This is a genomic window from Erwinia artemisiae, from assembly GCF_051400835.1.
GTDB lineage: Bacteria > Pseudomonadota > Gammaproteobacteria > Enterobacterales > Enterobacteriaceae > Erwinia > Erwinia aeris.
Genome location: NZ_JBLFFM010000002.1, coordinates 580,406 through 602,189, shown reverse-complemented (window position 1 = coordinate 602,189; position 21,784 = coordinate 580,406). Strand labels below are relative to the sequence as shown.

General features: G+C 56.1%; 22 protein-coding genes. 8 read left to right on the top strand and 14 right to left on the bottom strand.

Features of this window, described 5'->3' with window-relative positions:
* The first annotated feature begins 2 nt into the window (after positions 1-2).
* The 5 genes from ribD to pgpA all read left to right on the top strand — a co-directional run bounded on the left by ribD (position 3) and on the right by pgpA (position 3,609).
* Complete coding sequence (gene ribD / locus ACMGEE_RS07485; RefSeq protein WP_436829851.1) at positions 3-1,103, top strand: bifunctional diaminohydroxyphosphoribosylaminopyrimidine deaminase/5-amino-6-(5-phosphoribosylamino)uracil reductase RibD; 1,101 nt, start codon at positions 3-5, stop codon at positions 1,101-1,103.
* Between the two features lie 89 nt (positions 1,104-1,192).
* Entirely contained in the window at positions 1,193-1,663 is a 471-nt protein-coding gene (ribH, locus tag ACMGEE_RS07480) for a 6,7-dimethyl-8-ribityllumazine synthase (RefSeq protein WP_125288407.1), read from the top strand.
* Between the two features lie 16 nt (positions 1,664-1,679).
* Entirely contained in the window at positions 1,680-2,099 is a 420-nt protein-coding gene (gene nusB / locus ACMGEE_RS07475) for a transcription antitermination factor NusB (RefSeq protein ID WP_125288408.1), read from the top strand.
* A gap of 54 nt (positions 2,100-2,153) precedes the next feature.
* A complete protein-coding gene (thiL, locus tag ACMGEE_RS07470; RefSeq protein WP_436829850.1) occupies positions 2,154-3,125 on the top strand; it encodes a thiamine-phosphate kinase in 972 nt (323 codons plus the stop codon).
* A complete protein-coding gene (pgpA, locus tag ACMGEE_RS07465) occupies positions 3,118-3,609 on the top strand; it encodes a phosphatidylglycerophosphatase A (protein ID WP_369896327.1) in 492 nt (163 codons plus the stop codon). Before thiL ends, pgpA begins: the two co-directional genes overlap by 8 nt.
* Positions 3,610-3,688: 79 nt before the next feature.
* Here pgpA and ACMGEE_RS07460 read toward each other — a convergent pair whose 3' ends face one another.
* The 4 genes from ACMGEE_RS07460 to xseB all read right to left on the bottom strand — a co-directional run bounded on the left by ACMGEE_RS07460 (position 3,689) and on the right by xseB (position 7,773).
* On the bottom strand, positions 3,689-4,663 hold the full coding sequence (locus ACMGEE_RS07460) for an aldo/keto reductase (RefSeq protein ID WP_436829849.1): 975 nt from the start codon (positions 4,661-4,663) through the stop codon (positions 3,689-3,691).
* Between the two features lie 83 nt (positions 4,664-4,746).
* Positions 4,747-6,612: a 1-deoxy-D-xylulose-5-phosphate synthase gene (dxs, locus tag ACMGEE_RS07455; RefSeq protein ID WP_436829848.1), complete on the bottom strand. Its 1,866-nt coding sequence runs from the start codon at positions 6,610-6,612 to the stop codon at positions 4,747-4,749.
* Between the two features lie 19 nt (positions 6,613-6,631).
* On the bottom strand, positions 6,632-7,531 hold the full coding sequence (ispA, locus tag ACMGEE_RS07450; protein ID WP_301252319.1) for a (2E,6E)-farnesyl diphosphate synthase: 900 nt from the start codon (positions 7,529-7,531) through the stop codon (positions 6,632-6,634).
* Positions 7,531-7,773 (bottom strand): exodeoxyribonuclease VII small subunit, encoded by a 243-nt coding sequence (gene xseB, locus ACMGEE_RS07445; protein WP_125288415.1) that lies wholly within the window; start codon positions 7,771-7,773, stop codon positions 7,531-7,533. Before xseB ends, ispA begins: the two co-directional genes overlap by 1 nt.
* 231 nt (positions 7,774-8,004) lie before the next feature.
* On the opposite strand from xseB, the gene thiI reads away from it, so the two are divergent.
* The gene (gene thiI / locus ACMGEE_RS07440) at positions 8,005-9,453 is read left to right on the top strand and encodes a tRNA uracil 4-sulfurtransferase ThiI (RefSeq protein WP_125288416.1); all 1,449 of its coding nucleotides are present in this window, start codon (positions 8,005-8,007) and stop codon (positions 9,451-9,453) included.
* 165 nt (positions 9,454-9,618) lie between these two features.
* Here the strand turns inward: thiI and yajL are convergent, their stop codons facing one another.
* Together yajL and panE are read right to left on the bottom strand one after the other, a co-directional pair.
* The gene (gene yajL, locus ACMGEE_RS07435) at positions 9,619-10,218 is read right to left on the bottom strand and encodes a protein deglycase YajL (RefSeq protein WP_436829847.1); all 600 of its coding nucleotides are present in this window, start codon (positions 10,216-10,218) and stop codon (positions 9,619-9,621) included.
* A complete protein-coding gene (gene panE, locus ACMGEE_RS07430; protein ID WP_369896324.1) occupies positions 10,178-11,092 on the bottom strand; it encodes a 2-dehydropantoate 2-reductase in 915 nt (304 codons plus the stop codon). The genes yajL and panE overlap by 41 nt, the downstream gene beginning before the upstream one ends.
* 150 nt (positions 11,093-11,242) lie before the next feature.
* Between panE and ACMGEE_RS07425 the strand changes: the two genes are divergently transcribed.
* On the top strand, positions 11,243-11,734 hold the full coding sequence (locus ACMGEE_RS07425; protein WP_301252322.1) for a YajQ family cyclic di-GMP-binding protein: 492 nt from the start codon (positions 11,243-11,245) through the stop codon (positions 11,732-11,734).
* A gap of 175 nt (positions 11,735-11,909) precedes the next feature.
* On the opposite strand, the gene ACMGEE_RS07420 is transcribed toward ACMGEE_RS07425, so the two are convergent.
* From ACMGEE_RS07420 to ACMGEE_RS07385, 8 genes are all read right to left on the bottom strand, one after another.
* A complete protein-coding gene (locus ACMGEE_RS07420) occupies positions 11,910-13,274 on the bottom strand; it encodes an MFS transporter (RefSeq protein ID WP_253455063.1) in 1,365 nt (454 codons plus the stop codon).
* A gap of 126 nt (positions 13,275-13,400) precedes the next feature.
* Positions 13,401-14,288 carry a heme o synthase gene (gene cyoE / locus ACMGEE_RS07415; protein ID WP_125288628.1) on the bottom strand — a complete coding sequence of 296 codons (888 nt, stop codon included), beginning with the start codon at positions 14,286-14,288 and terminating at the stop codon, positions 13,401-13,403.
* 13 nt (positions 14,289-14,301) lie between these two features.
* Positions 14,302-14,631: a cytochrome o ubiquinol oxidase subunit IV gene (locus ACMGEE_RS07410; protein WP_125288421.1), complete on the bottom strand. Its 330-nt coding sequence runs from the start codon at positions 14,629-14,631 to the stop codon at positions 14,302-14,304.
* The gene (locus ACMGEE_RS07405; RefSeq protein ID WP_253455061.1) at positions 14,631-15,245 is read right to left on the bottom strand and encodes a cytochrome o ubiquinol oxidase subunit III; all 615 of its coding nucleotides are present in this window, start codon (positions 15,243-15,245) and stop codon (positions 14,631-14,633) included. Before ACMGEE_RS07405 ends, ACMGEE_RS07410 begins: the two co-directional genes overlap by 1 nt.
* Complete coding sequence (cyoB, locus tag ACMGEE_RS07400) at positions 15,235-17,226, bottom strand: cytochrome o ubiquinol oxidase subunit I (protein WP_253455059.1); 1,992 nt, start codon at positions 17,224-17,226, stop codon at positions 15,235-15,237. The genes ACMGEE_RS07405 and cyoB overlap by 11 nt, the downstream gene beginning before the upstream one ends.
* A gap of 4 nt (positions 17,227-17,230) precedes the next feature.
* Positions 17,231-18,160, bottom strand: coding sequence for a cytochrome o ubiquinol oxidase subunit II (gene cyoA / locus ACMGEE_RS07395; protein ID WP_125288424.1), 930 nt, complete (start codon positions 18,158-18,160; stop codon positions 17,231-17,233).
* A gap of 788 nt (positions 18,161-18,948) precedes the next feature.
* A complete protein-coding gene (gene ampG, locus ACMGEE_RS07390) occupies positions 18,949-20,424 on the bottom strand; it encodes a muropeptide MFS transporter AmpG (RefSeq protein ID WP_436829846.1) in 1,476 nt (491 codons plus the stop codon).
* Between the two features lie 44 nt (positions 20,425-20,468).
* A complete protein-coding gene (locus ACMGEE_RS07385) occupies positions 20,469-21,047 on the bottom strand; it encodes a lipoprotein (protein WP_253455055.1) in 579 nt (192 codons plus the stop codon).
* A 285-nt stretch (positions 21,048-21,332) separates the two neighbouring features.
* On the opposite strand from ACMGEE_RS07385, the gene bolA reads away from it, so the two are divergent.
* The gene (gene bolA, locus ACMGEE_RS07380) at positions 21,333-21,647 is read left to right on the top strand and encodes a transcriptional regulator BolA (RefSeq protein ID WP_253455054.1); all 315 of its coding nucleotides are present in this window, start codon (positions 21,333-21,335) and stop codon (positions 21,645-21,647) included.
* Positions 21,648-21,784 lie beyond the last annotated feature (137 nt).

The following is a 21,784-nucleotide window of genomic DNA, read 5'->3' as shown; positions in this document are numbered from 1 at the left end:
GCATGGATGAAATCTATATGGCCCGCGCGCTTGAACTGGCCAGGCGCGGACGCTTTACCACAACGCCCAATCCGAACGTAGGCTGCGTTATTGTACGCGACGGGGAGATTGTCGGCGAAGGCTACCATTTTCGCGCAGGCGAACCCCATGCTGAAGTTCACGCTCTGCGTATGGCTGGCGAAAAGGCGCGCGGCGCGACGGCTTACGTCACGCTGGAGCCCTGTAGCCACCATGGCCGCACGCCGCCATGCTGTGAGGCGTTGATTGCCGCAGGCGTAGCCCGAGTCGTCGCCGCCATGCAGGATCCCAACCCGGAAGTGGCGGGGCGCGGCCTTTACCGCTTGCAGCAGGCCGGTATCGAGGTCAGCCACGGGCTGATGATGCAGGAAGCGGAAGCGCTGAATCGCGGCTTTCTGAAGCGGATGCGCACCGGCTTTCCCTGGGTGCAGCTGAAGCTGGGCGCGTCGCTGGATGGCCGTACGGCAATGGCAAGCGGCGAAAGCCAGTGGATCACCTCGCCAGAGGCGCGACGCGACGTGCAGCGCCTGCGGGCGCAAAGCGCCGCGATCCTGACCACCAGCGCGACGGTGCGGGCGGACGATCCCTCGCTGACCGTGCGCTGGTACGAGCTGAACCAGGACGTGCGCGCAATCTATGCGCAGCAGGATTTACGCCAGCCGGTCAGAGTGGTTATCGACAGCCACAATCGCGTTACGCCGCAGCATCGGCTGATTTCCCAGCCGGGGGAAACCTGGCTGGCGCGTCAGCAGCCCGACGGGCTAAGCTGGCCGGATAACGTGCAACAATTTTGCGTGCCGCGCCTCAATGGGCAAACCGATCTGGTTTCCCTGCTGATGCTGCTGGGACGCCGCCAGATCAACAGCGTCTGGGTAGAAGCAGGCGCTGCGCTTTCCGGTGCGCTGCTGAGCGCGGGCGTGGTTGATGAGCTGATCGTTTATCTTGCGCCGAAATTATTGGGCGATGCGGCACGCGGTTTGTGCCATCTGCCCGCTTTAGCACAACTTGCTGAAGCGCCGACGTTTATATTCAGCGATAGTCGTCAGGTTGGGCCAGATTTGCGCCTGACGCTGACGCCGCGATAGCGCTCTGCAGAAAAGCGGAAGCAGAGCGTTAAAGAGTATGATAGAATCCGCCCCCCTGCGGGGCCATAACAAACCCTGAAAGGAAGATTATGAACGTTATTGAAGCTGCTGTTGCTACTCCTGACGCGCGCGTGGCCATTGTTATTGCGCGTTTCAACAATTTTATCAACGACAGCCTGCTGAGCGGTGCCCTTGATGCGCTGAAGCGTATCGGCCAGGTAAAAGATGAAAACATCACCGTTATCTGGGTGCCGGGCGCCTATGAAATGCCAATGACGGCGCGTGCGCTGGCGAACGCCGGCAAATACGACGCGGTTGTGGCACTGGGCACCGTGATCCGCGGTGGCACCGCCCACTTCGAATATGTTGCTGGCGAAGCCAGTTCTGGCCTGGCCAGCGTCGCTATGAACAGCGATATTCCGGTTGCCTTTGGTGTTCTGACGACGGAAAACATCGAGCAGGCCATTGAGCGCGCCGGAACCAAAGCGGGTAACAAAGGGGCGGAAGCCGCTCTGACCGCACTTGAAATGATTAACGTATTGAAAGCCATCAAAGCCTGATTTTAAGGGGAATTTTGTGAAACCTGCTGCTCGTCGCCGCGCCCGTGAATGTGCTGTCCAGGCGCTTTACTCCTGGCAGTTGTCAAAGAACGACATCTCTGATGTCGAATACCAGTTTCTGGCGGAGCAAGACGTCAAAGACGTTGATATCAGCTATTTCCGCGAGCTGCTGGGCGGCGTTGCGACCAACAGCGCGTACCTTGACGGCCTGATGAAGCCTTACCTTTCCCGCCAGCTGGAAGAGCTGGGTCAGGTGGAGAAGGCGATTCTGCGCATTTCGCTGTACGAGCTGAGCAAGCGCTCCGACGTTCCCTACAAAGTGGCTATTAACGAGGGGATTGAGCTGGCGAAAGTGTTTGGCGCTGAAGACAGCCACAAGTTCGTTAACGGCGTGCTGGATAAAGCCGCTCCGCATATCCGCCCCAACAAGAAGTAATCCTCTCAGGCCGGTCTTATCCGGCCTTCTTCCTTTTTTCTGCTGGAAAGCATTATGGCATGTGGCGAATTTGAACTTATCACGCGCTATTTTGATCGCATAACTAGCTCTCGTCGTGATGTGGAAAAAGGCATTGGCGATGACTGCGCCCTGCTTAACCTGCCCGAAAAACAGACGCTGGCGATCAGCACCGATACGCTGGTAGCGGGCGTACACTTTTTGCGTGACATCCATCCCGCCGATCTCGGTTATAAAGCGCTGGCGGTCAATCTCAGCGATTTGGCGGCAATGGGCGCCGATCCCGCCTGGCTGACGCTGGCGCTGACGCTGCCCGAGGTAAACGAAGCCTGGCTGAAAGAGTTCAGCGACAGCCTGTTCGAACTGCTGGATTATTACAATATGCAGCTGATCGGCGGCGATACCACGCGCGGCCCGCTGAGCATGACGCTGAGCATTCACGGCCTGGTGCCGCAGGGCAGGGCGTTGAAGCGGTCTGGCGCAAAGCCCGGCGACTGGATTTACGTTACCGGCACGCTGGGCGACAGCGCGGCAGGCCTGGCGCTGTTGCAGCACCATATCAAAATTAACGATCCCGCCGCGCATGAAACCTTAATCAAACGCCACTTGCGCCCGATGCCGCGCATTCTGCAAGGGCAGGCGCTGCGCGACCTGGCCAGCGCCGCTATCGATATCTCCGACGGGCTGATCTCCGATTTGGGGCATATCCTGAAAGCCAGCGGCTGCGGCGCTCGTCTGCATCTGGATGCGCTGCCGCTTTCCGGGGTGATGAAAAGCCATTTTGACCCGGAGCAGGCAATCAGCTGGGCGCTGAGCGGCGGTGAAGACTACGAACTCTGCTTTACCGTCCCGGAAATCAATCGCGGCGCGCTGGACGTGGCGCTGGGGCATTATGGCGTGCCTTTTACCTGTGTAGGCCAGCTGGCGCCGCAGTCAGAAGGGCTGGTACTGCTGGAAAACAACCGGCCCGTCGAGCGCAAACTGAAAGGATTTGATCACTTTGGATAAGCACGAGGCGAAAAAACGCCTGAAGATGAGCAATCCCTGGCACCTGCTGGCAACCGGTTTTGGCAGCGGATTAAGTCCGGTGGTGCCCGGTACCATGGGATCGCTGGCGGCTATTCCTTTCTGGTATCTGATGTCGTTTCTGCCGCCGGATATCTACTCTCTGCTGGTGATGTTCGGCATCTGCATCGGCGTTTATCTCTGCCATCGCACCGCGAAAGATATGGGCCTGCACGACCACGGCAGCATCGTCTGGGACGAGTTTATCGGTATGTGGATCACGCTGATGGCGATCCCGGTGAACAGCTGGCAGTGGGTGCTGGCCGGATTCGTGATTTTCCGCATCCTGGATATGTGGAAGCCGTGGCCGATCCGCTGGTTTGACCGCAACGTCCATGGCGGCATGGGCATTATGATAGATGATATTGTCGCCGGCATTATTTCCGCCGGTATTCTCTATTATGCCGGGCACCATCTGGCGCTGTAGCAAGCCGCGTAAAAAAGAGAGGCCAGCATAGCTGGCCTCTTTGCTTTATGCTTTAGTCCTGGCGCAACAGCGGCGCGGCTTATTCAAATCCCACCACGTGATGCGGCTGATAAACGCTTTCCAGTTCCGCGATCTCTTCCTGCGTCAGCTCAATATCCACTGCTTTTACCAGATCGGCCAGCTGCTCTGCGCGTGAAGCGCCGATAATCGGCGAGGTGACCACCGGTTTTGCCAACAGCCATGCCAGCGCTATCTGTGCACGGCTCACACCGCGAGCTTCGGCAATAGCCGCCACGCGCTGCGCAATCACGCCGTCGTTCTCTTCGCTTCTGGCATACAGCGTGCTGCCGTATTCGTCGGAAGCGGTACGCGCGGTGGTTTCACCCCACGGACGGGTCAGGCGACCGCGCGCCAGCGGGCTCCACGGCAGCACGGCGATATTTTCTGCCTGGCAGAGCGGGTGCATTTCGCGCTCCTCCTCACGTTGGATCAGATTGTACTGATCCTGCATGCTGACAAACCTTGTCCAGCCGTGACGATCCGCCGTGTAGAGCGCCTTGGCGAACTGCCAGGCATACATAGAAGACGCGCCGATATAGCGCGCTTTCCCGGCCTTCACCACGTCGTGCAGCGCCTCCAGCGTCTCTTCCAGCGGCGTGTTGTAATCCCAGCGGTGGATCTGCAATAAATCCACGTAGTCGGTGCCCAGGCGCGTCAGACTGTCATCAATGGACTGCATAATGCTGGCGCGTGAAAGGCCGCCGGCAAGATTACTCATCGGAAAGTAAACTTTGGTCGCCAGCACGATATCTTCGCGGCGCGCGTAGTCTTTCAATGCACGTCCCACGATTTCTTCACTGCTGCCGTCGGAATAGCTGTTGGCGGTATCGAAGAAGTTAATGCCCGCGTCCAGCGCCTGTTTGATCAGCGGACGGCTGCTCTCTTCAGGCAGTGTCCAGGCGTGGCGCCCGCGATCGGGTTCGCCATAGGTCATACAGCCCAGGCACAAACGGGAAACGGTAAGATCGGTATTGCCTAACGGAAGGGTTTTCATGCGTGCTCCTGCTGATGTTAAAAAGGCGCAAAGGCCTAAGCATAGCAGGTACAGGCTCCCCGGAAGGGGAGCCTCGTGCGGTATTACAGCGCCAGCCAGCGCTTAATCTGCTGTTCGATGCCTTCGGCGTCCAGCTGATAATCGTGGCGGATCTCTTCCTGGGTGCCCTGCGGAATAAACTCATCCGGCAGGCCGATATTCAGCACCGGCACCAGCACGCGTTTCGCCATCAGCGCTTCAATCACGCCGCTGCCCGCGCCGCCTTTAATCGCGCCTTCTTCCAGCGTGATCAGCGCCTCGTGGCTGGCGGCCAGCTCAACGATCAGCGCCTCGTCCAGCGGCTTCACAAAGCGCATATCCACCAGCGTGGCGTTCAGCGATTCCGCGACGGCGGCGGCTTCCGGCAGCAGCGTGCCGAAGTTCAGGATTGCCAGCTTCTCGCCTTCGCGTTTCACCACGCCTTTGCCCAGCGGCAGCGACTGCAACAGCTGCAGCTCCGCGCCGGTTCCGGTGCCGCGAGGATAGCGTACCGCGCTTGGGCCAGCGCTATAGTGATAGCCGGTATAGAGCATCTGACGGCATTCGTTCTCGTCGCTTGGCGTCATGATCACCATATTCGGAATGCAGCGCAGGAATGAGATATCAAAAGCGCCCTGGTGCGTCTGACCGTCCGCGCCAACGATGCCGCCGCGATCGATAGCAAACAGCACCGGCAGCTTCTGGATCGCTACGTCGTGGATCAGCTGATCGTAGGCGCGCTGCAAAAACGTCGAGTAAATGGCGACCACGGGCTTATAGCCGCCAATCGCCAGTCCGGCGGCAAAGGTGACGGCGTGCTGTTCGGCAATCGCCACGTCAAAATATTGCGCCGGATAGTCGCGCGAAAAGCTGACCATGCCGGAGCCTTCACGCATGGCAGGCGTAACGGCCATCAGCTTGTTGTCATCGGCGGCGGTTTCGCTCAGCCACTGGCCGAAAATCTTCGAGTAGCTCGGCAGACCTTCGATCGCTTTCGGCAGCAGGCCGCTGGCCGGATCGAATTTCGGTACGGCGTGCCAGCTAATCGGATCTTTCTCCGCAGGGGCGTAGCCTTTGCCTTTTTTGGTCATGATATGCAGGAACTGCGGGCCTTTCAGATCGCGCATGTTTTTCAGCGTCTGCACCAGCGTCAGCACGTCGTGGCCGTCGACCGGGCCAATATAGTTAAAGCCCAGCTCTTCAAACAGCGTGCCGGGCACCACCATACCTTTCAGATGCTCTTCGGTGCGTCTGACCAGCTCTTTGATCGGCGGCAGGCCGGTCAGCACTTTTTTGCCGCCTTCGCGCAGCTTCGAGTAGGTTTTACCGGAAAGGATTTGCGCCAGGCGGTTGTTCAGCGCGCCGACGTTTTCCGAAATCGACATCTCGTTGTCGTTCAGCACGACCAGCAGATCGGATTTGATATCGCCCGCGTGGTTCATCGCCTCAAACGCCATGCCCGCCGTGATGGCGCCGTCGCCGATCACGCAGGCGGTGCGGCGGCCTTTGCCTTCTTTCTCTGCGGCAACGGCCATGCCCAGTCCGGCGCTGATCGAGGTACTGGAGTGGCCGACGTTCAGCACGTCATATTCGCTTTCGTCGCGCCATGGGAACGGATGCAGGCCGTTTTTCTGACGGATAGTGCCAATACGATCGCGGCGGCCGGTCAGAATTTTATGCGGATAGGCCTGGTGACCCACGTCCCAAATCAAATGATCAAAAGGCGTGTTATAGACATAGTGCAGGGCAACGGTCAGCTCTACCACGCCCAGTCCGGAGGCAAAGTGGCCGCTGGAGCGGCTGACGCTGTCGAGTAAATACTGTCGTAGCTCATCACAGAGTTTTGGCAGGCTCTCTTTAGGAAGCGAACGTAGTTCTTGTACCGAAGCGGCCTGCGCCAGCGTTGGATATTTTGCAGTATCAAAACTCATCAGAGACTCATTGTGAAAGTTATTTATTGCGTTCAATTATGTAACTTGCAAGCAGCTGTAGTGATGCTGTGTCAAAGCCTTGCGCGGCAAGTATTTCCAGTGCGCTGAGCGACTCCTGACAGAGCTCCCACGCTTTTGCCCGCGCGCGCTCAAGTCCCATCAACGCCGGGTAGGTACTTTTTCCTAACTGCTGATCGGCTCCCTGCCGTTTGCCGATGATGGCGGTGTCGCCCACCACATCCAGAATATCGTCCTGCACCTGAAACGCCAGGCCGATGGCTTCGGCATAGCGATCGAGCGCGGGCAGCGCGTCGCGTCCTCTGTCGCCGGCGGTCAAAGCGCCCAGGCGAACCGCGCAACGGATCAGCGCGCCGGTTTTATAACGGTGAATTTGCTCAAGCTCGCGCAGACCGACCTGCTGGCCTTCCGCCGCCAGATCCAGCGCCTGGCCGCCGCACATGCCCGCAACGCCGCTGGCCTGCGCCAGCTCGGAAATCATCGCAATACGGTACTCTGCCGTTACGCCAGGCAAAGGCGTATCGGCAAGTATAGTGAAGGCCAGCGTTTGTAGCGCGTCACCGGCCAAAATAGCCGTATCTTCGCTGAATTTAATATGGCAGGTCGGCTGGCCGCGACGCAGGCTGTCATCGTCCATCGCAGGCAGATCGTCATGGATCAGCGAGTAGGCATGAATGCACTCGACCGCCGCAGCGGGCGCATCCAGCGCGGCATCGTCAGCATGAAGCATTTTGCCGGTAGCATACACCAGAAACGGGCGCAGGCGCTTGCCGCCGAGCAGCGCGCCGTACTCCATGGCATTCACCAGCGGAGACTGCTGAAAGGGCAGCGCGGTAATAAAGCGTTGTAAAGCTTGGTTGACGCGCGCGTGATGCGCGGTAAGAAGAGCGCTAAAATCCATCAGTCGTTTTCCGGCGTGAAGGGCTGAAGGTCGCCATTTTTGTCGTCGTTAAGCAGGATTTGCACACGCTGTTCCGCCTGCTGCAGTTTCTGCTGGCCCGCTCGCGCCAGCTGCACGCCGCGTTCAAATTCGTTGAGCGCCTCTTCCAGCGGCAGCTCGCCGCTTTCAAGACGGGAGACAATTTGCTCCAGCTGGGCAAGCGAGGTTTCAAAACTGGCGGGCTGTTCGGCTTTTTTCGGCATAATAACGGTTGCTCGGTGATGTTTTAGTCTGTCAGGTCACTCATGGTAGCCGACTCAAATTGATTAGCAAAATAATGATTCCGGGCGCTGTTGAAGAAGCAGTCGCCGGGCAGATGTGATACACTCATCTCCCCTGGATGTGAAGGGCGTAAGCTACTTTGCAATTCTCTGATTTTACCAGCTAAGTGCGCTCCATTTCAGCACTTAATTGCCCGTTGAGCCCGTGCCACCATGAAGTTTATCATTAAATTATTCCCTGAAATCACCATTAAAAGCCAGTCCGTTCGCCTGCGTTTTATCAAAATGTTAACGACGAACATTCGTAACGTATTGAAACAGTGCGACGAGACGCTGGCCGTGGTGCGCCACTGGGACCATATCGAAGTCCGTTCCAAAAACGAAAGCCAGCGCGGCTATATTATTGACGAACTGTCGCGCATTCCCGGTATTCATCACGTGCTGGAAGTCGAAGAGCGCGGCTATACCGATCTGCACAACATTTTTGAGCAGACGCTGGCGATGAACCGCGAGCGTATCGAAGGCAAAACCTTCTCCGTACGCGTCAAGCGTCGCGGCAAGCATGAGTTCAGCTCGCAGGACGTTGAGCGCTATGTAGGCGGCGGGCTGAATCAGCACGTCCAGAGCGCGCAGGTCAAGCTGAACCATCCGCAGGTCACGGTCAACCTGGAGATCGAAGACGATCGCCTGCTGCTGATCACCGGACGCTATGAAGGCATCGGCGGTTTCCCTATCGGCAGCCAGGAAGACGTGCTGTCGCTGATCTCCGGCGGCTTCGACTCCGGCGTGTCCAGCTATATGCTGATGCGTCGCGGCTGCCGCGTGCACTACTGCTTCTTTAACCTTGGCGGCGCGGCGCATGAAATCGGCGTGCGTCAGGTGGCGCATTATCTGTGGAACCGTTTTGGCCGCTCGCACAAGGTGCGCTTCGTGGCTATCAACTTCGAGCCGGTGGTTGGCGAGATTCTGGAAAAAGTGGACGACGGCCAGATGGGCGTGGTGCTGAAACGCATGATGGTGCGTGCGGCCTCGACTATCGCCGAGCGCTACGGCGTGCAGGCGCTGGTGACCGGCGAAGCGCTGGGCCAGGTCTCCAGCCAGACGCTGACTAACCTGCGGCTGATCGACAACGCTTCCGATACGCTGATCCTGCGCCCGCTGATTTCGCATGACAAAGAGCACATCATCAAGCTGGCGCGCCATATCGGCACGGAAGATTTTGCCCGCACCATGCCGGAGTATTGCGGCGTGATCTCGAAAAGCCCAACGGTAAAAGCGGTAAAGGCGAAAATCGAAGCGGAAGAGCAGAACTTTGATTTTGCCGTGCTGGAGAAAGCTATCGAAGAAGCCACCAATGTCGATATCCGTCAGATTGCGGAAGAGACCGAGCAGGAAGTGGTGGAAGTCGAAACCGTGGTGTCGTTTGGCGACAACGACGTGGTGCTGGATATCCGCTCGCCTGACGAGCAGGATGACAAGCCGCTGGAGCTGGAAGGCGTTGAGGTAAAAGGCATGCCGTTCTATAAACTCAGCACCCAGTTCGGCGATCTCGATCAGAGCAAAACCTGGCTGCTTTACTGCGATCGGGGCGTAATGAGCCGTTTGCAGGCGCTCTATTTACACGAGCAGGGCTTTAAAAACGTTAAGGTTTACCGTCCGTAAGCGGAAAGGTAAAAGGCGCTGGCTTCAGCGCCTTTTTTATCTCTTAACTCCGCTTTTGTTCGCAACAGGTTACCGGCTAAAGCGCTGGCCTGGCTGCTTCTCTGTCGCCAGCAGGCCTTTGCCCGTCAGCGACGCCGCTCAAACGGGTAGTCGCGCAGGCCGGATCTATTCCACCCATTCCCGATAGTCAAAAATACCCGCCGCCGGCACCAGCTGCTGCGCCACCTCATGCGCTTTCTCTTTACCTGCCAACAGATCGATCAGCTTCAGGGCAAAGTCGATCGCGGTGCCGGGCGCCTGGCTGGTGAGCAGATTGAAGCGGCGATCCCAAACCACGCGTTTATCCATCCACTGGCTTTCGGGAATAGTCTCCTTGAGGCCGGGAAAGCCGGTCATATTGGCAATCGGAAACAGCTTATGCGGCACCAGCACCGTGCCGGCCGCTGCGCAGATCGCCGCGACAATACGGCCGGACTGGTGAAACTGCCGCACCGTTTCCACCAGCAGCGGGCTGTCGCGAAAGGCTTCCGCGCCTTTCAGGCCGCCGGGCAGCACGATGGCGGCAAAATCGTTGTCGGCTACCTCAACCAGCGTGGCATCGGTTAACAGCCGTACGCCGCGCGAACAGCGGATTTCTTTGCTGCCGTCATCCGTTACGCTGGCGGTAGTGAGCGTGAAGCCCGCGCGCACCAGCAGATCGATAGTGGTAACGGCTTCGGTTTCTTCACTGCCAGGTGCCAGGCAAACCAGTACGCTCGCGCTCATAATCTTGTTCCTTACGCTTAATCATTTCATAAAGTCGGCTGTTTTCCGGCGTGGTCAGCCCCTGCGCCCGCGCACGACGGATAACGTAGCCGGTAATATAGTCAATCTCCGTACGCCGCTGCGCGCGGATATCCTGCAGCATGGAAGAGGTATTGGCGGCGGTCGCGGTAATAATCTCTTTCACGTAGTCCAGCAGCGCCTCGCGAGAGGTATGTTCACCTTCACGCTCCATAACCATCGCCACTTCATCGCAGAGCAGGGCCACCTCCTGCGGATGGTTAAGCAGCTCGCCGTTGGTGCAGTCATACTGAACCGTCAGCGGATTGATCACGCAGTTTACGGCCAGCTTTTGCCAGGCGGCGGAGGAGACATTGTTATGCCAGGCGACGTCCGGCAGCGCCTGTTGCAGCGTTTCTGCCAGCCTGCTGAGCATGGCGCCGTCCGGAGAAGTCGGGCCGATGTGGGTAATGCCGGAAGCAACATGGATAACCATGGTGCCGTCGCGCTTTGCCGCATGGGTCGTGATCCCGCGCAGCAGCGGCTGCGTGAGCATTTTAAGCTCGTCAAGCGTGCCCATGCCATTATGCAGCAGCAGGATCGGGCAGTCTTCACGCAGAATAAACCGCAAATTTTTTACCGCTTCGGATACCTGCCACGCTTTCAGCGTTACCAGCAGCAGGTCGCTTTCCGCTAAAAAAGCAGGGTCGTTGGCAATAAAGGTTTTGTTACTTATGTTGCCCTCAAGATCCACCACGTTGACCGAGCAATAAGGCTGCGGTACGCGTAGCCACCCCTGCACCTCATTGCCCTGAGCGTCCAGCGCAGCCAGCCAGATCTGCCCTAAAGCGCCGCATCCCAATACGGTAATCTTCATTCTTCCTCTCCGCAGCGGGTTGGATTAATTCTGCCGGGCCGAAGGCCGCGCTGGCAGAGCTGTTCTTATTATAGCTTTCCATGCCGATGGTTTTTTTACTGATGCTAAGTCGGTATTATGCCTGTCACAACAGAATCAGGAGAAAAAATCATGCCATCATTCGATATCGTATCTGAAATCGACCTGCAGGAAGTGCGCAACGCCGTTGAAAACGCCAACCGTGAAATTTCCACCCGTTTCGATTTTCGCAACGTGACGGCCAGTTATGAGCTGAACGAGAAAAACGAAACGATCAAGGTGCTGAGCGAGTCTGATTTTCAGGTGAAGCAGCTGATCGATATTCTGCGCGAGAAACTGCTCAAGCGCAGCATTGAAGGCGGCGCGCTGGAAGTGCCGGAAGAGATTGAGCACAGCGGCAAAAGCTGGAGCGTGGAAGTCAAACTGAAAAAAGGCATCCCGTCTGACGTGGCGAAAAAAATCGTCAAGCTGATCAAAGACAGCAAGCTGAAAGTGCAGTCTCAGGTGCAGGGTGAAGAAGTGCGCGTGACCGGTAAGTCCCGTGACGATCTTCAGGGCGCGATGGCGCTGGTGCGCGGCGGCGACCTGGGGCAGCCTTTCCAGTTTAAAAACTTCCGCGATTAATAGTAAAAGGGCGATGCATCGCCCTTTTATTCAGTTTTCCCCGCCTGAATTCCACCGCTTCCGCCAGACTTTGTCATCGTAAAGGCGTTATCACGGCATTACGCAGCGCGACAAAGAGGGGAGGGCGGGGAGCGAGGCCGGAAATAATGGGGCGACAGGCCCCATTAACAGATAATCAGCAGCTGCCGACCAGCGCTTCCAGCTCGGGGCGATTGGTGACTTTGCTGTCAATCTTCACGTAGGCGCTTCGCTCTTCCGGCACGATAAAGACGGCGGCGACGCCAGGCTGCGCCCTCAGGCGTTTTTCCAGCGCGGCGGTGTCGGTAATATCATCGTGCAGCACGATACGCAGGCTGCTGACGTACGGCGGCTCCTGCATGGTGCAGCTCACCAGCAGCCAGACTACGGCGATAAAAGCGCCGACCACAAAGACGGTGGAGGCATCGAAGTGGCCATACAGCCAGCCGCCCAGGCTACCGCCGATCGCCACGCCAATAAACTGGCTGGTGGAGTAGACGCCCATCGCGGTGCCCTTATAGCCCGGTGGCGATTCTTTACTGACCAGCGAAGGCAAAATCGCCTCCATCAGGTTAAAGCCGATAAAGAACAGCTGCACGCCTAAGACCTGCGTCCAGAAGTGGTTGCCCGCGCCCCAGAGCACGATTTCTGCGATCAGGATAATCGCCACGCAGGCGATAAATACCCGCTTCATCTGGCGCTTCACTTCCGCATAGATAATAAACGGGATCACGCCGCAGAAAGCGATCAGCATGGTGACCAGATAGACTTTCCAGTGCTGCTCCGCCGGGAAGCCAGCCTGCTCGAACTCGCCGGGCAGCGCCACGAAGCTGGACATCAGCAGAATATGCAGGCACATAATGCCGAAGTTCAGCTTGACCAGGCGGCTGTTGGCCAGCACCGCGCGGAAGCTGCCCTTAACAATGCCGGATTCGCGGTTAAGCATATGGTTAGAGGCAGAAGGCACCACCAGCAGCGTGATCACAATGCCGCTGGACGCCAGCAGCGCAATCATCCAGAACAGCGCATGCAGACCAAGCGCATGGGTCACAATCGGCCCAAGCACCATCGCAATCGCAAAGGTAACGCCGAAGCTGATACCGATAAAGGCCATTGCTTTGGTGCGGTTCTGCTCGCGCGTCAGGTCGGAAAGCAGAGCCATTACCGCCGCCGCAATCGCGCCGGAACCCTGTAAAGCGCGGCCCAGGATCACACCCCAAATAGAGTTGGTGCTGGCGGCAATCACGCTGCCGAGCACGAAAATCAGTAGTCCGCCGACAATCAGCGGCTTGCGGCCGATACGGTCGGAAAGCAGACCAAAAGGAATTTGAAACACGGCCTGTGCCAAACCGTAGATGCCGATAGCAAGACCTATCAGCGCTTCGCTGGCTCCCTGTAATGCCATGCCGTAAGTGGTCAGGACGGGCAGAACCATAAACATGCCCAGCATACGCAGGGAGAATACCGTTCCCAAACCCCATGTCGCACGCAGTTCGACCGGAGTCATTTTATTATCGTTCATTACTACCTCAGTTTATCTGGTGAGCATATTTTAAGGCGTTGGGAAAGGTGGGTAAAATTATTATTAACGAGAAGTGGTAACAAAAAGAAAGGGCGCGATAATCGCGCCCTTCGGAGGAGGTGGAAGTTACCAGACGTAAGTCAGTAAATCCTTTGAGGCCGGCGTCATAAAGTCAACCGACATCATCACGCTTAGCGCGGTGATGGCGACGATGGAGAAAACGAACAGCTTGCGTGCCCAGACGCGATCGTTCTGCGTCTTATAGCCCGAAAGCGCCATTCCCAGCCACCATACGCTCACGGCGGCGGCGACCACCAGATATTTGTAGCCCGCGTAGCCCACCAGCGTCAGCATCAGTGTCGCAACCATAAACGCCAGGATATACAGCGTGATATGGTTTTTCGCCACGGAGATGCCTTTTACCACCGGCAGAACCGGGATATTCGCTGCCTGGTAATCTTTAAAGCGGAAGATAGCAATCGCATAGGAATGCGGCATCTGCCACAGGCTAAAGATAGCCAACAGGATCAGCGCGCCAGCGTCGAACTGGTTGCTGACGGCACAGTAGCCGATAACCGGCGGCGCAGCGCCGGAAAGGCTACCAATCAGCGTGCCGTAGACGGATTTACGCTTCATATAGAGGCTGTAAATACCGACGTAAACCACAAAGCCCATCACCGCCAGCCACATGGCCAGCGGGTTTGCTCCGAGATACAGCAACGCGAATCCAGCAATACCCAGAACGGTTGCATAAACCAGAGAGACTGTCGGAGAAATGAGGCCTTTTACCAGCACACGGTTTCTGGTTCTCTCCATTTTTACGTCGATGTCGCGGTCAATAAAGTTGTTATAAACACAACCCGATGCGACCACCAGCGAGACGCCGACTAAGGTGGTGAGAAACAGGGAATAGTCGATGCTGCCTTTAGAAGCCAGCAGAAATCCCCCGATGACAGAAATTAAATTCCCGAAAATAATTCCTGGTTTCGTTACTTGCAGGTATTGCTTAATCATCACAGGCGACTCTTTAACGGACCATCATGTTGTAATTGAGGTTCCACATAATCCATATAGAGCCCACTACGACAATCAGAATGATGACGGCGGAAAACACTATCGCCACCAGATTCCAACGCTGATCGGTAGACGTGCTGAGGTGCAGGAAGTAATAAAGATGCACCAGCACCTGTACCACGGCTGCAATCACCACCACGGCCAGCATCGTCGTTTTAGACGCGCCGCCTTCCATGACGATCCAGAATGGAATCGCAGTCAGAATGATCGACAGAATAAAGCCGATCATATAAGTCTTCACGTTACCGTGAGAGGTACCATGATCGCTTAATGTCTTGCTCATTACATGGCCCCCAGCAGATAAACAATGGTAAATACGCAGATCCAGACAACGTCCAGGAAGTGCCAGAACATGCTCAGGCACATCACGCGGGTGTGGTTGGTGGAGGTCAGGCCCTTAGTGGCAACCTGATACATCAGCACCAGCATCCAGATCAGACCTGACGTCACGTGCAGACCGTGCGTACCTACCAGCGTGAAGAACGCCGACAGGAAGCCGCTGCGCTGCGGACCAAAGCCTTCGGTAATCAGGTGATGGAACTCATAGATTTCCATCCCGATAAAGCCAAGACCAAACAGGAAGGTCAGGCCCAGCCAGCCGAGAACGGCAGACTTAGTCCCTTTTTCCATGCTGATAACGGCAAAGCCGTAGGTAATGGAGCTGAACAGCAGCAGGGCGGTTTCAACCAGAACAAACGGTAATTCAAAAATATCTTTCCCTGACGGGCCGCCAGCGGTGTTGTTGACCATAACAGCATAGGTCGCGAACAGCGTGGCGAAGATGATGCAGTCGCTCATCAGGTAGATCCAGAAGCCAAACAGCTTATTGGCTCCTGCATCGTGATGCCCATGCTCCGCATGGGCGTCGTGGTGCTTAGTCAGAGTTTCAGTTGACATTTTTCAGACCTGCTTTGCTAATTTCGTCAAAGTGCTGATTCTCGATTTTTTCGATCTCGGCAACGGGAACGTAGTAATCCACGTCATCGTCGAAGCTCTTGATAATCCAGGTAAGGATCATGCCGAGGAAGGTGAGACCAGCCAGCCACCAGATGTGCCAGATAGCGGCAAAACCAAACACCATGCTGAACAGACCGATGACCAGACCCGCGCCGCTGTTTTTCGGCATGTGGATCTCTTCATACTTAGCAGGACGTTTGTACGCTTCGCCTTTCTCTTTCATTTCCCAGAACGCATCGCGCTCGTGGATAACAGGCACTTCAGCAAAGTTGTAGAACGGTGGTGGTGAAGAGGTTGCCCACTCCAGCGTACGACCGCCCCACGGGTCACCGGTCAGGTCGCGCAGCTGCTCGCGGTCACGTACAGATACCCAGAACTGGGTAAGCTGGCACAGGACGCCACAAGCGATCAGCGCAGCACCGACTGCCGCAACCACCAGCAGAGTGTGGAACTGAGGATCGATATTCTGGCTCAGACGACGGGTCATACCCATGAAGCCCAGCGCGTACAGCGGCATAAAGGCAACAAAGAAACCAATGATCCAGAACCAGAAGGCGCGGATACCCCATTTTTCGTTCAGGCAGAAGCCGAACGCTTTCGGGAACCAGTAAGTCACGCCAGCAAAGCAACCGAATACCACACCACCGATAATAACGTTATGGAAGTGGGCAATCAGGAACAGACTGTTGTGCAGAACGAAGTCAGCACCCGGCACCGCCAGCAGAACACCGGTCATACCACCTACAGAGAAGGTGACCAGGAAGCCTACGGTCCACAGCATGGCAGAGTGCATCTGAATGCGGCCCTGGTACATGGTGAACAGCCAGTTGAAGATCTTAACACCGGTCGGGATGGCGATAATCATCGTCATGATACCGAAGAAGGCGTTAACGTTCGCACCGGCACCCATCGTAAAGAAGTGGTGCAGCCACACGATGAAGGAAAGGACGGTGATAACAACCGTTGCCCAAACCAGCGAGGTGTAACCAAACAGGCGTTTTTTCGAGAAGGTTGCAACCACTTCGGAGAACACGCCGAAGACAGGCAGAACCAGGATATAAACTTCCGGATGTCCCCAGACCCAAATCAGGTTGACGTACATCATCATGTTGCCGCCCATTTCGTTGGTAAAGAAATGGAAGCCCAGATAACGGTCAAGGGTCAGCAGCGCCAGCGTCACGGTCAGAACCGGGAAGGAGACGATGATCAGTACGTTAGTACACAGGGATGCCCAGGTAAACACAGGCATTTTGAACATGGTCATGCCCGGAGCGCGCATTCTCAGGATAGTAACGAAGAAGTTAATACCTGTTAATGTCGTCCCGATACCGGAGAGCTGCAGACTCCAGATCCAGTAGTCGACCCCGACCCCCGGACTGTATTCCGCGCCGGAAAGCGGTGGATAAGCCAGCCAGCCGGTCTGAGCAAACTCGCCCACACCCAGTGACAGGTTAACCAGCACCACGCCCACAGCCGTGAACCAGAAGCTCAGGTTGTTCAGGAACGGGAAGGCCACGTCGCGCGCGCCGATCTGCAAAGGAACAGCAATGTTCATCAGACCGATAACGAACGGCATTGCTACGAAGAAGATCATGATCACGCCGTGAGCGGTGAAGATCTGGTCGTAGTGATGAGGCGGCAGGAAGCCTGGATCGCCCATCGAGGCCATCACCTGCTGGCTACGCATCATGACCGCATCGGCAAAGCCGCGCAGCAACATGACGAAAGCCACGATGATATACATGATACCCAGTTTTTTATGGTCGACTGACGTCAGCCATTCAGTCCACAGGTATTGCCACTTACCGAAGTAAGTGATTGCTCCAGCAACAGCCAGACCACCAAGAATGATGGCGGCAACCGTAACCATGATAATCGGCTCATGGTACGGAACAGCATCAAGGGTTAATTTTCCCAACATCGTATTATTCCTCGGCTCCCGCGTGAGAGGCGTCGTTCATGTCCATGCCTTCATGCTCAGAGGACATAGCCATATTCCCGTGGTTCATCTTGAATTTGCCAATAACCTGCTTGAACAAATCAGGATTCGCCGTAGAGAAGAACTCCACCGGATGGTTTTCGCTTGGCGCAGCCAGTTTCTCGAAATCATCCATGGTCATCAGCTGGTTAGAAGACTCTTTCGCTTTCGCTACCCACTGATCGAATGCTGCATTATCAGGTGTGGCGATAGCTTTGAACTTCATGCCGGAGAAGCCGCGACCGCTGAAGTTAGAGGAGATACCGTCAAACGTGCCGGCCTCATTCGCGATCAGGTTCAGCTGAGTCTGCATACCCGCCATAGCGTAAATCTGGCTACCGAGGGTAGGAATGAAGAAGGAGTTCATCACGGAGTTCGAAGTGATCTTAAAGGTCACTGGCGTGTTGGCCGGGAAAGCAATCTGGTTAACGGTTGCAATACCCTGTTCAGGGTAGATAAACAGCCATTTCCAGTCCAGCGCCACCACATCAATCTCAATGGGTTTCACATTGGAAGCCAACGGTTTGCTTGGTTCCAGCGCGTGGGTTGATTTCCACGTCAGGACGCCAAGGAAGAGAATGATAAGGATGGGCACAGTCCATACCACGGCTTCCACTTTATTCGAGTGTGACCAGTTTGGACTGTATTTTGCTTCGGTATTCGATGCCCGATATTTCCAGGCGAACACCACGGCCATCAGGACTGCGGGAATAACGACGATCATCATCAAGCCGAAGGCTGTCAGTATCAGCGAACGTTGCTCCATTGCAACCTGTCCTTTGGGACTCAACAATGCACTATCACAGCCACTTAACAATACAGTGCCTGCGATTAATGACAGAATCCCCAAACTTTTATTGTATTTCCTGAGTCTCATTTAACGACCTCAATGACAAGGGCTCTATTGTCGTTTAAGTGTGGCGGCATTTTACGGGAACGTTTCAGTACTGTAAACCAGCAACAGCTTGTGTCAGCGAGGTGTTGACACCTTTTGCAAACACTGTCACACATGTTTCGGAGGGTGACAAAATATGAATAATAGCAGGGCTTTGGGGGTGATATAACAAAAACAGATGGAAAATCCCCTTCAGAAATCAGGGTCGCTATAAACAGCGAAATTGGTACTCAATTATTTAACATAGCTGTAGCATTTGATCTATGTCAAATAAACAAAAATAGTTTCGTAGCGGTTGTGTTTTCTCGTTTTATTGTAAATGTAAAGACGAGAATCTTTAGGAAATAACGGACGAGGCAAAATAAGCGCAGCGGTGGAATTGTTAAAAAATGATTAAATTACCTACACCACTGCCGCTATTTACAGCGAAAAAAAAGGGCGTTTGTTACGTTGCTGTTAGCTTATTTTCTGCTATGGGCAATAAATAATAGCCGTTAAGGGTGCACAGAACAGCGCTGCTAATGTATTCCGGCTTCTTCAATGCTAACCCGATGTAATCAGACGGCACTGAGTTTGCCTTAAATCCGGGGTGGTCTGCATCCGCTTTCTCGGGTGAGCGAGCTTGTTACGTGAGGTTTATCACACTATTCACTCTGGTTATCAATTGTTGTTGACAATGGCAAACGCACATCAATGAGTGAAGCCCGGCCCGGCCCGTACAGACGGGTGACAACAGGAACCGCCGTCCGATTGCCGGACGGCAAATGACCTTAGTCCTGCGCGCTGCGTTGCGCCAGATAATCGAGCAGCGAACCCAGCATCACGCCCGCCAACCCCAGCAGCGCCGCGCCGACAAACAGCGTTGCGAGTAAATGGTCGATATGCGCCACGCCCAGGGCATCCAGTGCCAGCAGCGCCAGCGCAATCCCCGCCAGCGCGCAGCCCAACAGCAGCAGACGGATAGCCCAGCGGTAGGCCTGTGGCCAACGATCGCGGGGAGCGAACTCGCGCGTTTTCTCTGCCCTGTCCAGCGTGCGCTTACAGCCCGCCAGCAGCACCAGCCCCGGCAGCGCCGCCGCGACGGAAAAGGCGTAAAACGCGGGCCAGCCCCAGCCTGCCACAAACCAGCCCGCGACCGGCCCAACATAGACGCGACCGACGGCGGACAGGGCAGAAAGCAGCGCGAACTGCGTGGCGGAAAACGACTTGTTGCACAGCGTCATCAGCAGCGCGACAAAGGCCGCCGTGCCCATACCGCCGCACAGATTCTCTGCAAAGACGGCCGCCGCCATGCTGTAAAGGTGTTTGTCGGTCACCGACAGCAGCCAGTAAGCCAGGTTTGACAGCGCCTGTAGGATGCCAAACAGCATCAGCGCGCGATAAAGGCTCAGCCGCTGCATCAGTACGCCGCCGAACAGCGCGCCGATAATCGTGGCGAACAGACCAAGCGTTTTGTTCACCAGCCCCACGTCGCCTGCGTCAAAGCCCACGCCGCGAATAAGGAAGATAGTGGTCAGGCTGGCGGCAAAGGCGTCGCCAAGCTTATAAAGGACAATCAACGACAGGATCAGCCAGGCGTTATTACGGGTGAAAAAATCGCGCAGCGGCGCAATCACCGCTTCTTCCAGCGAGCGCGGCTGCACTATTGCCTCATCCGGTTCCTTCGCCAGTAGCGTGGCGATCACGCCCGGCACCATCATCGCGGCCATCAGCCACCAGATGGCCTGCCAGCCCAGATAACGGTCGGCGAGCCAGAGCGCCAGCCCGCCGGAAACCAGCATCGCCAGCCGGTAGCCGAACACGCTGATTGCCGCGCCGCTGCCGCGCTCTTCGGCAGGCAGGATATCCGTTTTCCAGGCGTCAAAAACAATATCCTGCGAGGCGGAACAGAAGGCGACCAGCACCGCCAGCGAGGCGAGCAGCGTCAGATCGCGTGACGGCTGCATAAAGCCCATCAGCGCAATAGCGACGATCAGCAGCAGCTGGGTCACCAACAGCCAGCCGCGCCGACGTCCTAAAAACGGCGGCGTATAGCGGTCCATCAGCGGCGACCAGAGAAACTTAAAGACGTACGCCTGCCCAACCAGCGAAAAAAAGCCGATGGTTTTAATGTCGACATTTTCTACGGCCATCCAGGCCTGTAACGTGCCGGACGTCAGCGCCAGCGGCAAACCGGAAGAGAAACCGAGCAGGAGCAGAAGGGCGGCGTTACGACGGGTGAAAATTTGCAGATAGTGACTGGGCATACAAACCTTAAACAGTGCCCGCCAGCGCGGCGGGCAAGGCTATATTAACGGGCGTTTTGCTTGATAAACTCGTGAATGCTGGTGTCCTGCGCCATATCGTCGATGACGTCGCCCAGCGTCGCGTTGACCGCGTTGGTGATCTTATCGTTGGTGGCGTTAAACGCGCCTTCGACGCTGTAGGTCTGACGGTAGTTTTTCACCTGCTTGTTGCCGTTTTTTGCGGTAGCAATAATAGAGATATCGGCCTTGGTGGTAATGCTGTAGCGCACGTTGCCCTGGGTAACGTCTGAATAAAGGTTGTTCACCACGATCTGCAAATCAACCGCGCCGTTCGGGCCGATCATATAGCCGCGCGCGCCCATTTGTTTCTCCAGCACTTCCTGAAGCAGGAAACGCAGATCGCGGGACGGGGTCAGCGTGACCAGCTGGCCGTCGCGGTTCACTTTGGCGAGCGCTTTATCGCTACGCTGATCGGCACCGTTAATGCTGACGGTGACGCCCATCAGGCTCGGATCCTGCTGCGGCAGTTTGATGACTGGCGAAACGTTCAGCGTGGTGCTGTTGGTGGCGCAGCCGGCCAGCATAAATACCGCCAGCAGAGGGAAGAATAATTTTTTTAGCATGCTTATGTTCTCGATTTTATGGGGTGTAGTCCGGACAAAACCGAGGTCATCATAACATTGCCTGTAGCAAGAGGAAGCCCCGGCGACGCGCAAATTCATTACCTTATCTTTTCACCCGGGCGGTCGGACGCGCTTTCTGCGCGCGGACAGTTGCAGCCGCCAACGAGAAAATGCACAGTAGCGCGCCTGAACGGCGGATATTTTTCCGCAAACGGATCGGCAGGCGGCGAAATCCGGCTAATATTGAATAAGATGGGGCGCATCAGGTCGTAGAGGAGTGTGGTTATGATCCGCGAACAAATAGAAGAAAAGTTGAGAACGGCATTTACACCCGTGCACCTGGAGGTTCATGACGAAAGCTATCGTCACAATGTGCCTGCAGGGGCGGAAAGTCACTTCAAGATAGTTATCGTCAGCGACAGCTTTCTTAACCAGCGCTTTCTGATGCGGCATCGCGCCATTTATGGCGTGCTGGCCGACGAGCTGGCGGGAAGCGTCCACGCGCTGGCGCTGCATACCTATACCGAAAAAGAGTGGGTAGGGCTACAGGACACGGTTCCGGCTTCGCCCAACTGTCGCGGTGCCGGTACGCTGGCCTGAGGCAATCTCTGAAAATCTGAAGCGGCCTGCGGGCCGCTTTGTTGTTTCTGGTCGAAAAAACCGCGTTAACCCTTTCTTTTACTCCTTTCAGATGCAAAAAGCGTGAACCTTAACAAAATGGCGGCGCGTTGCAGCCT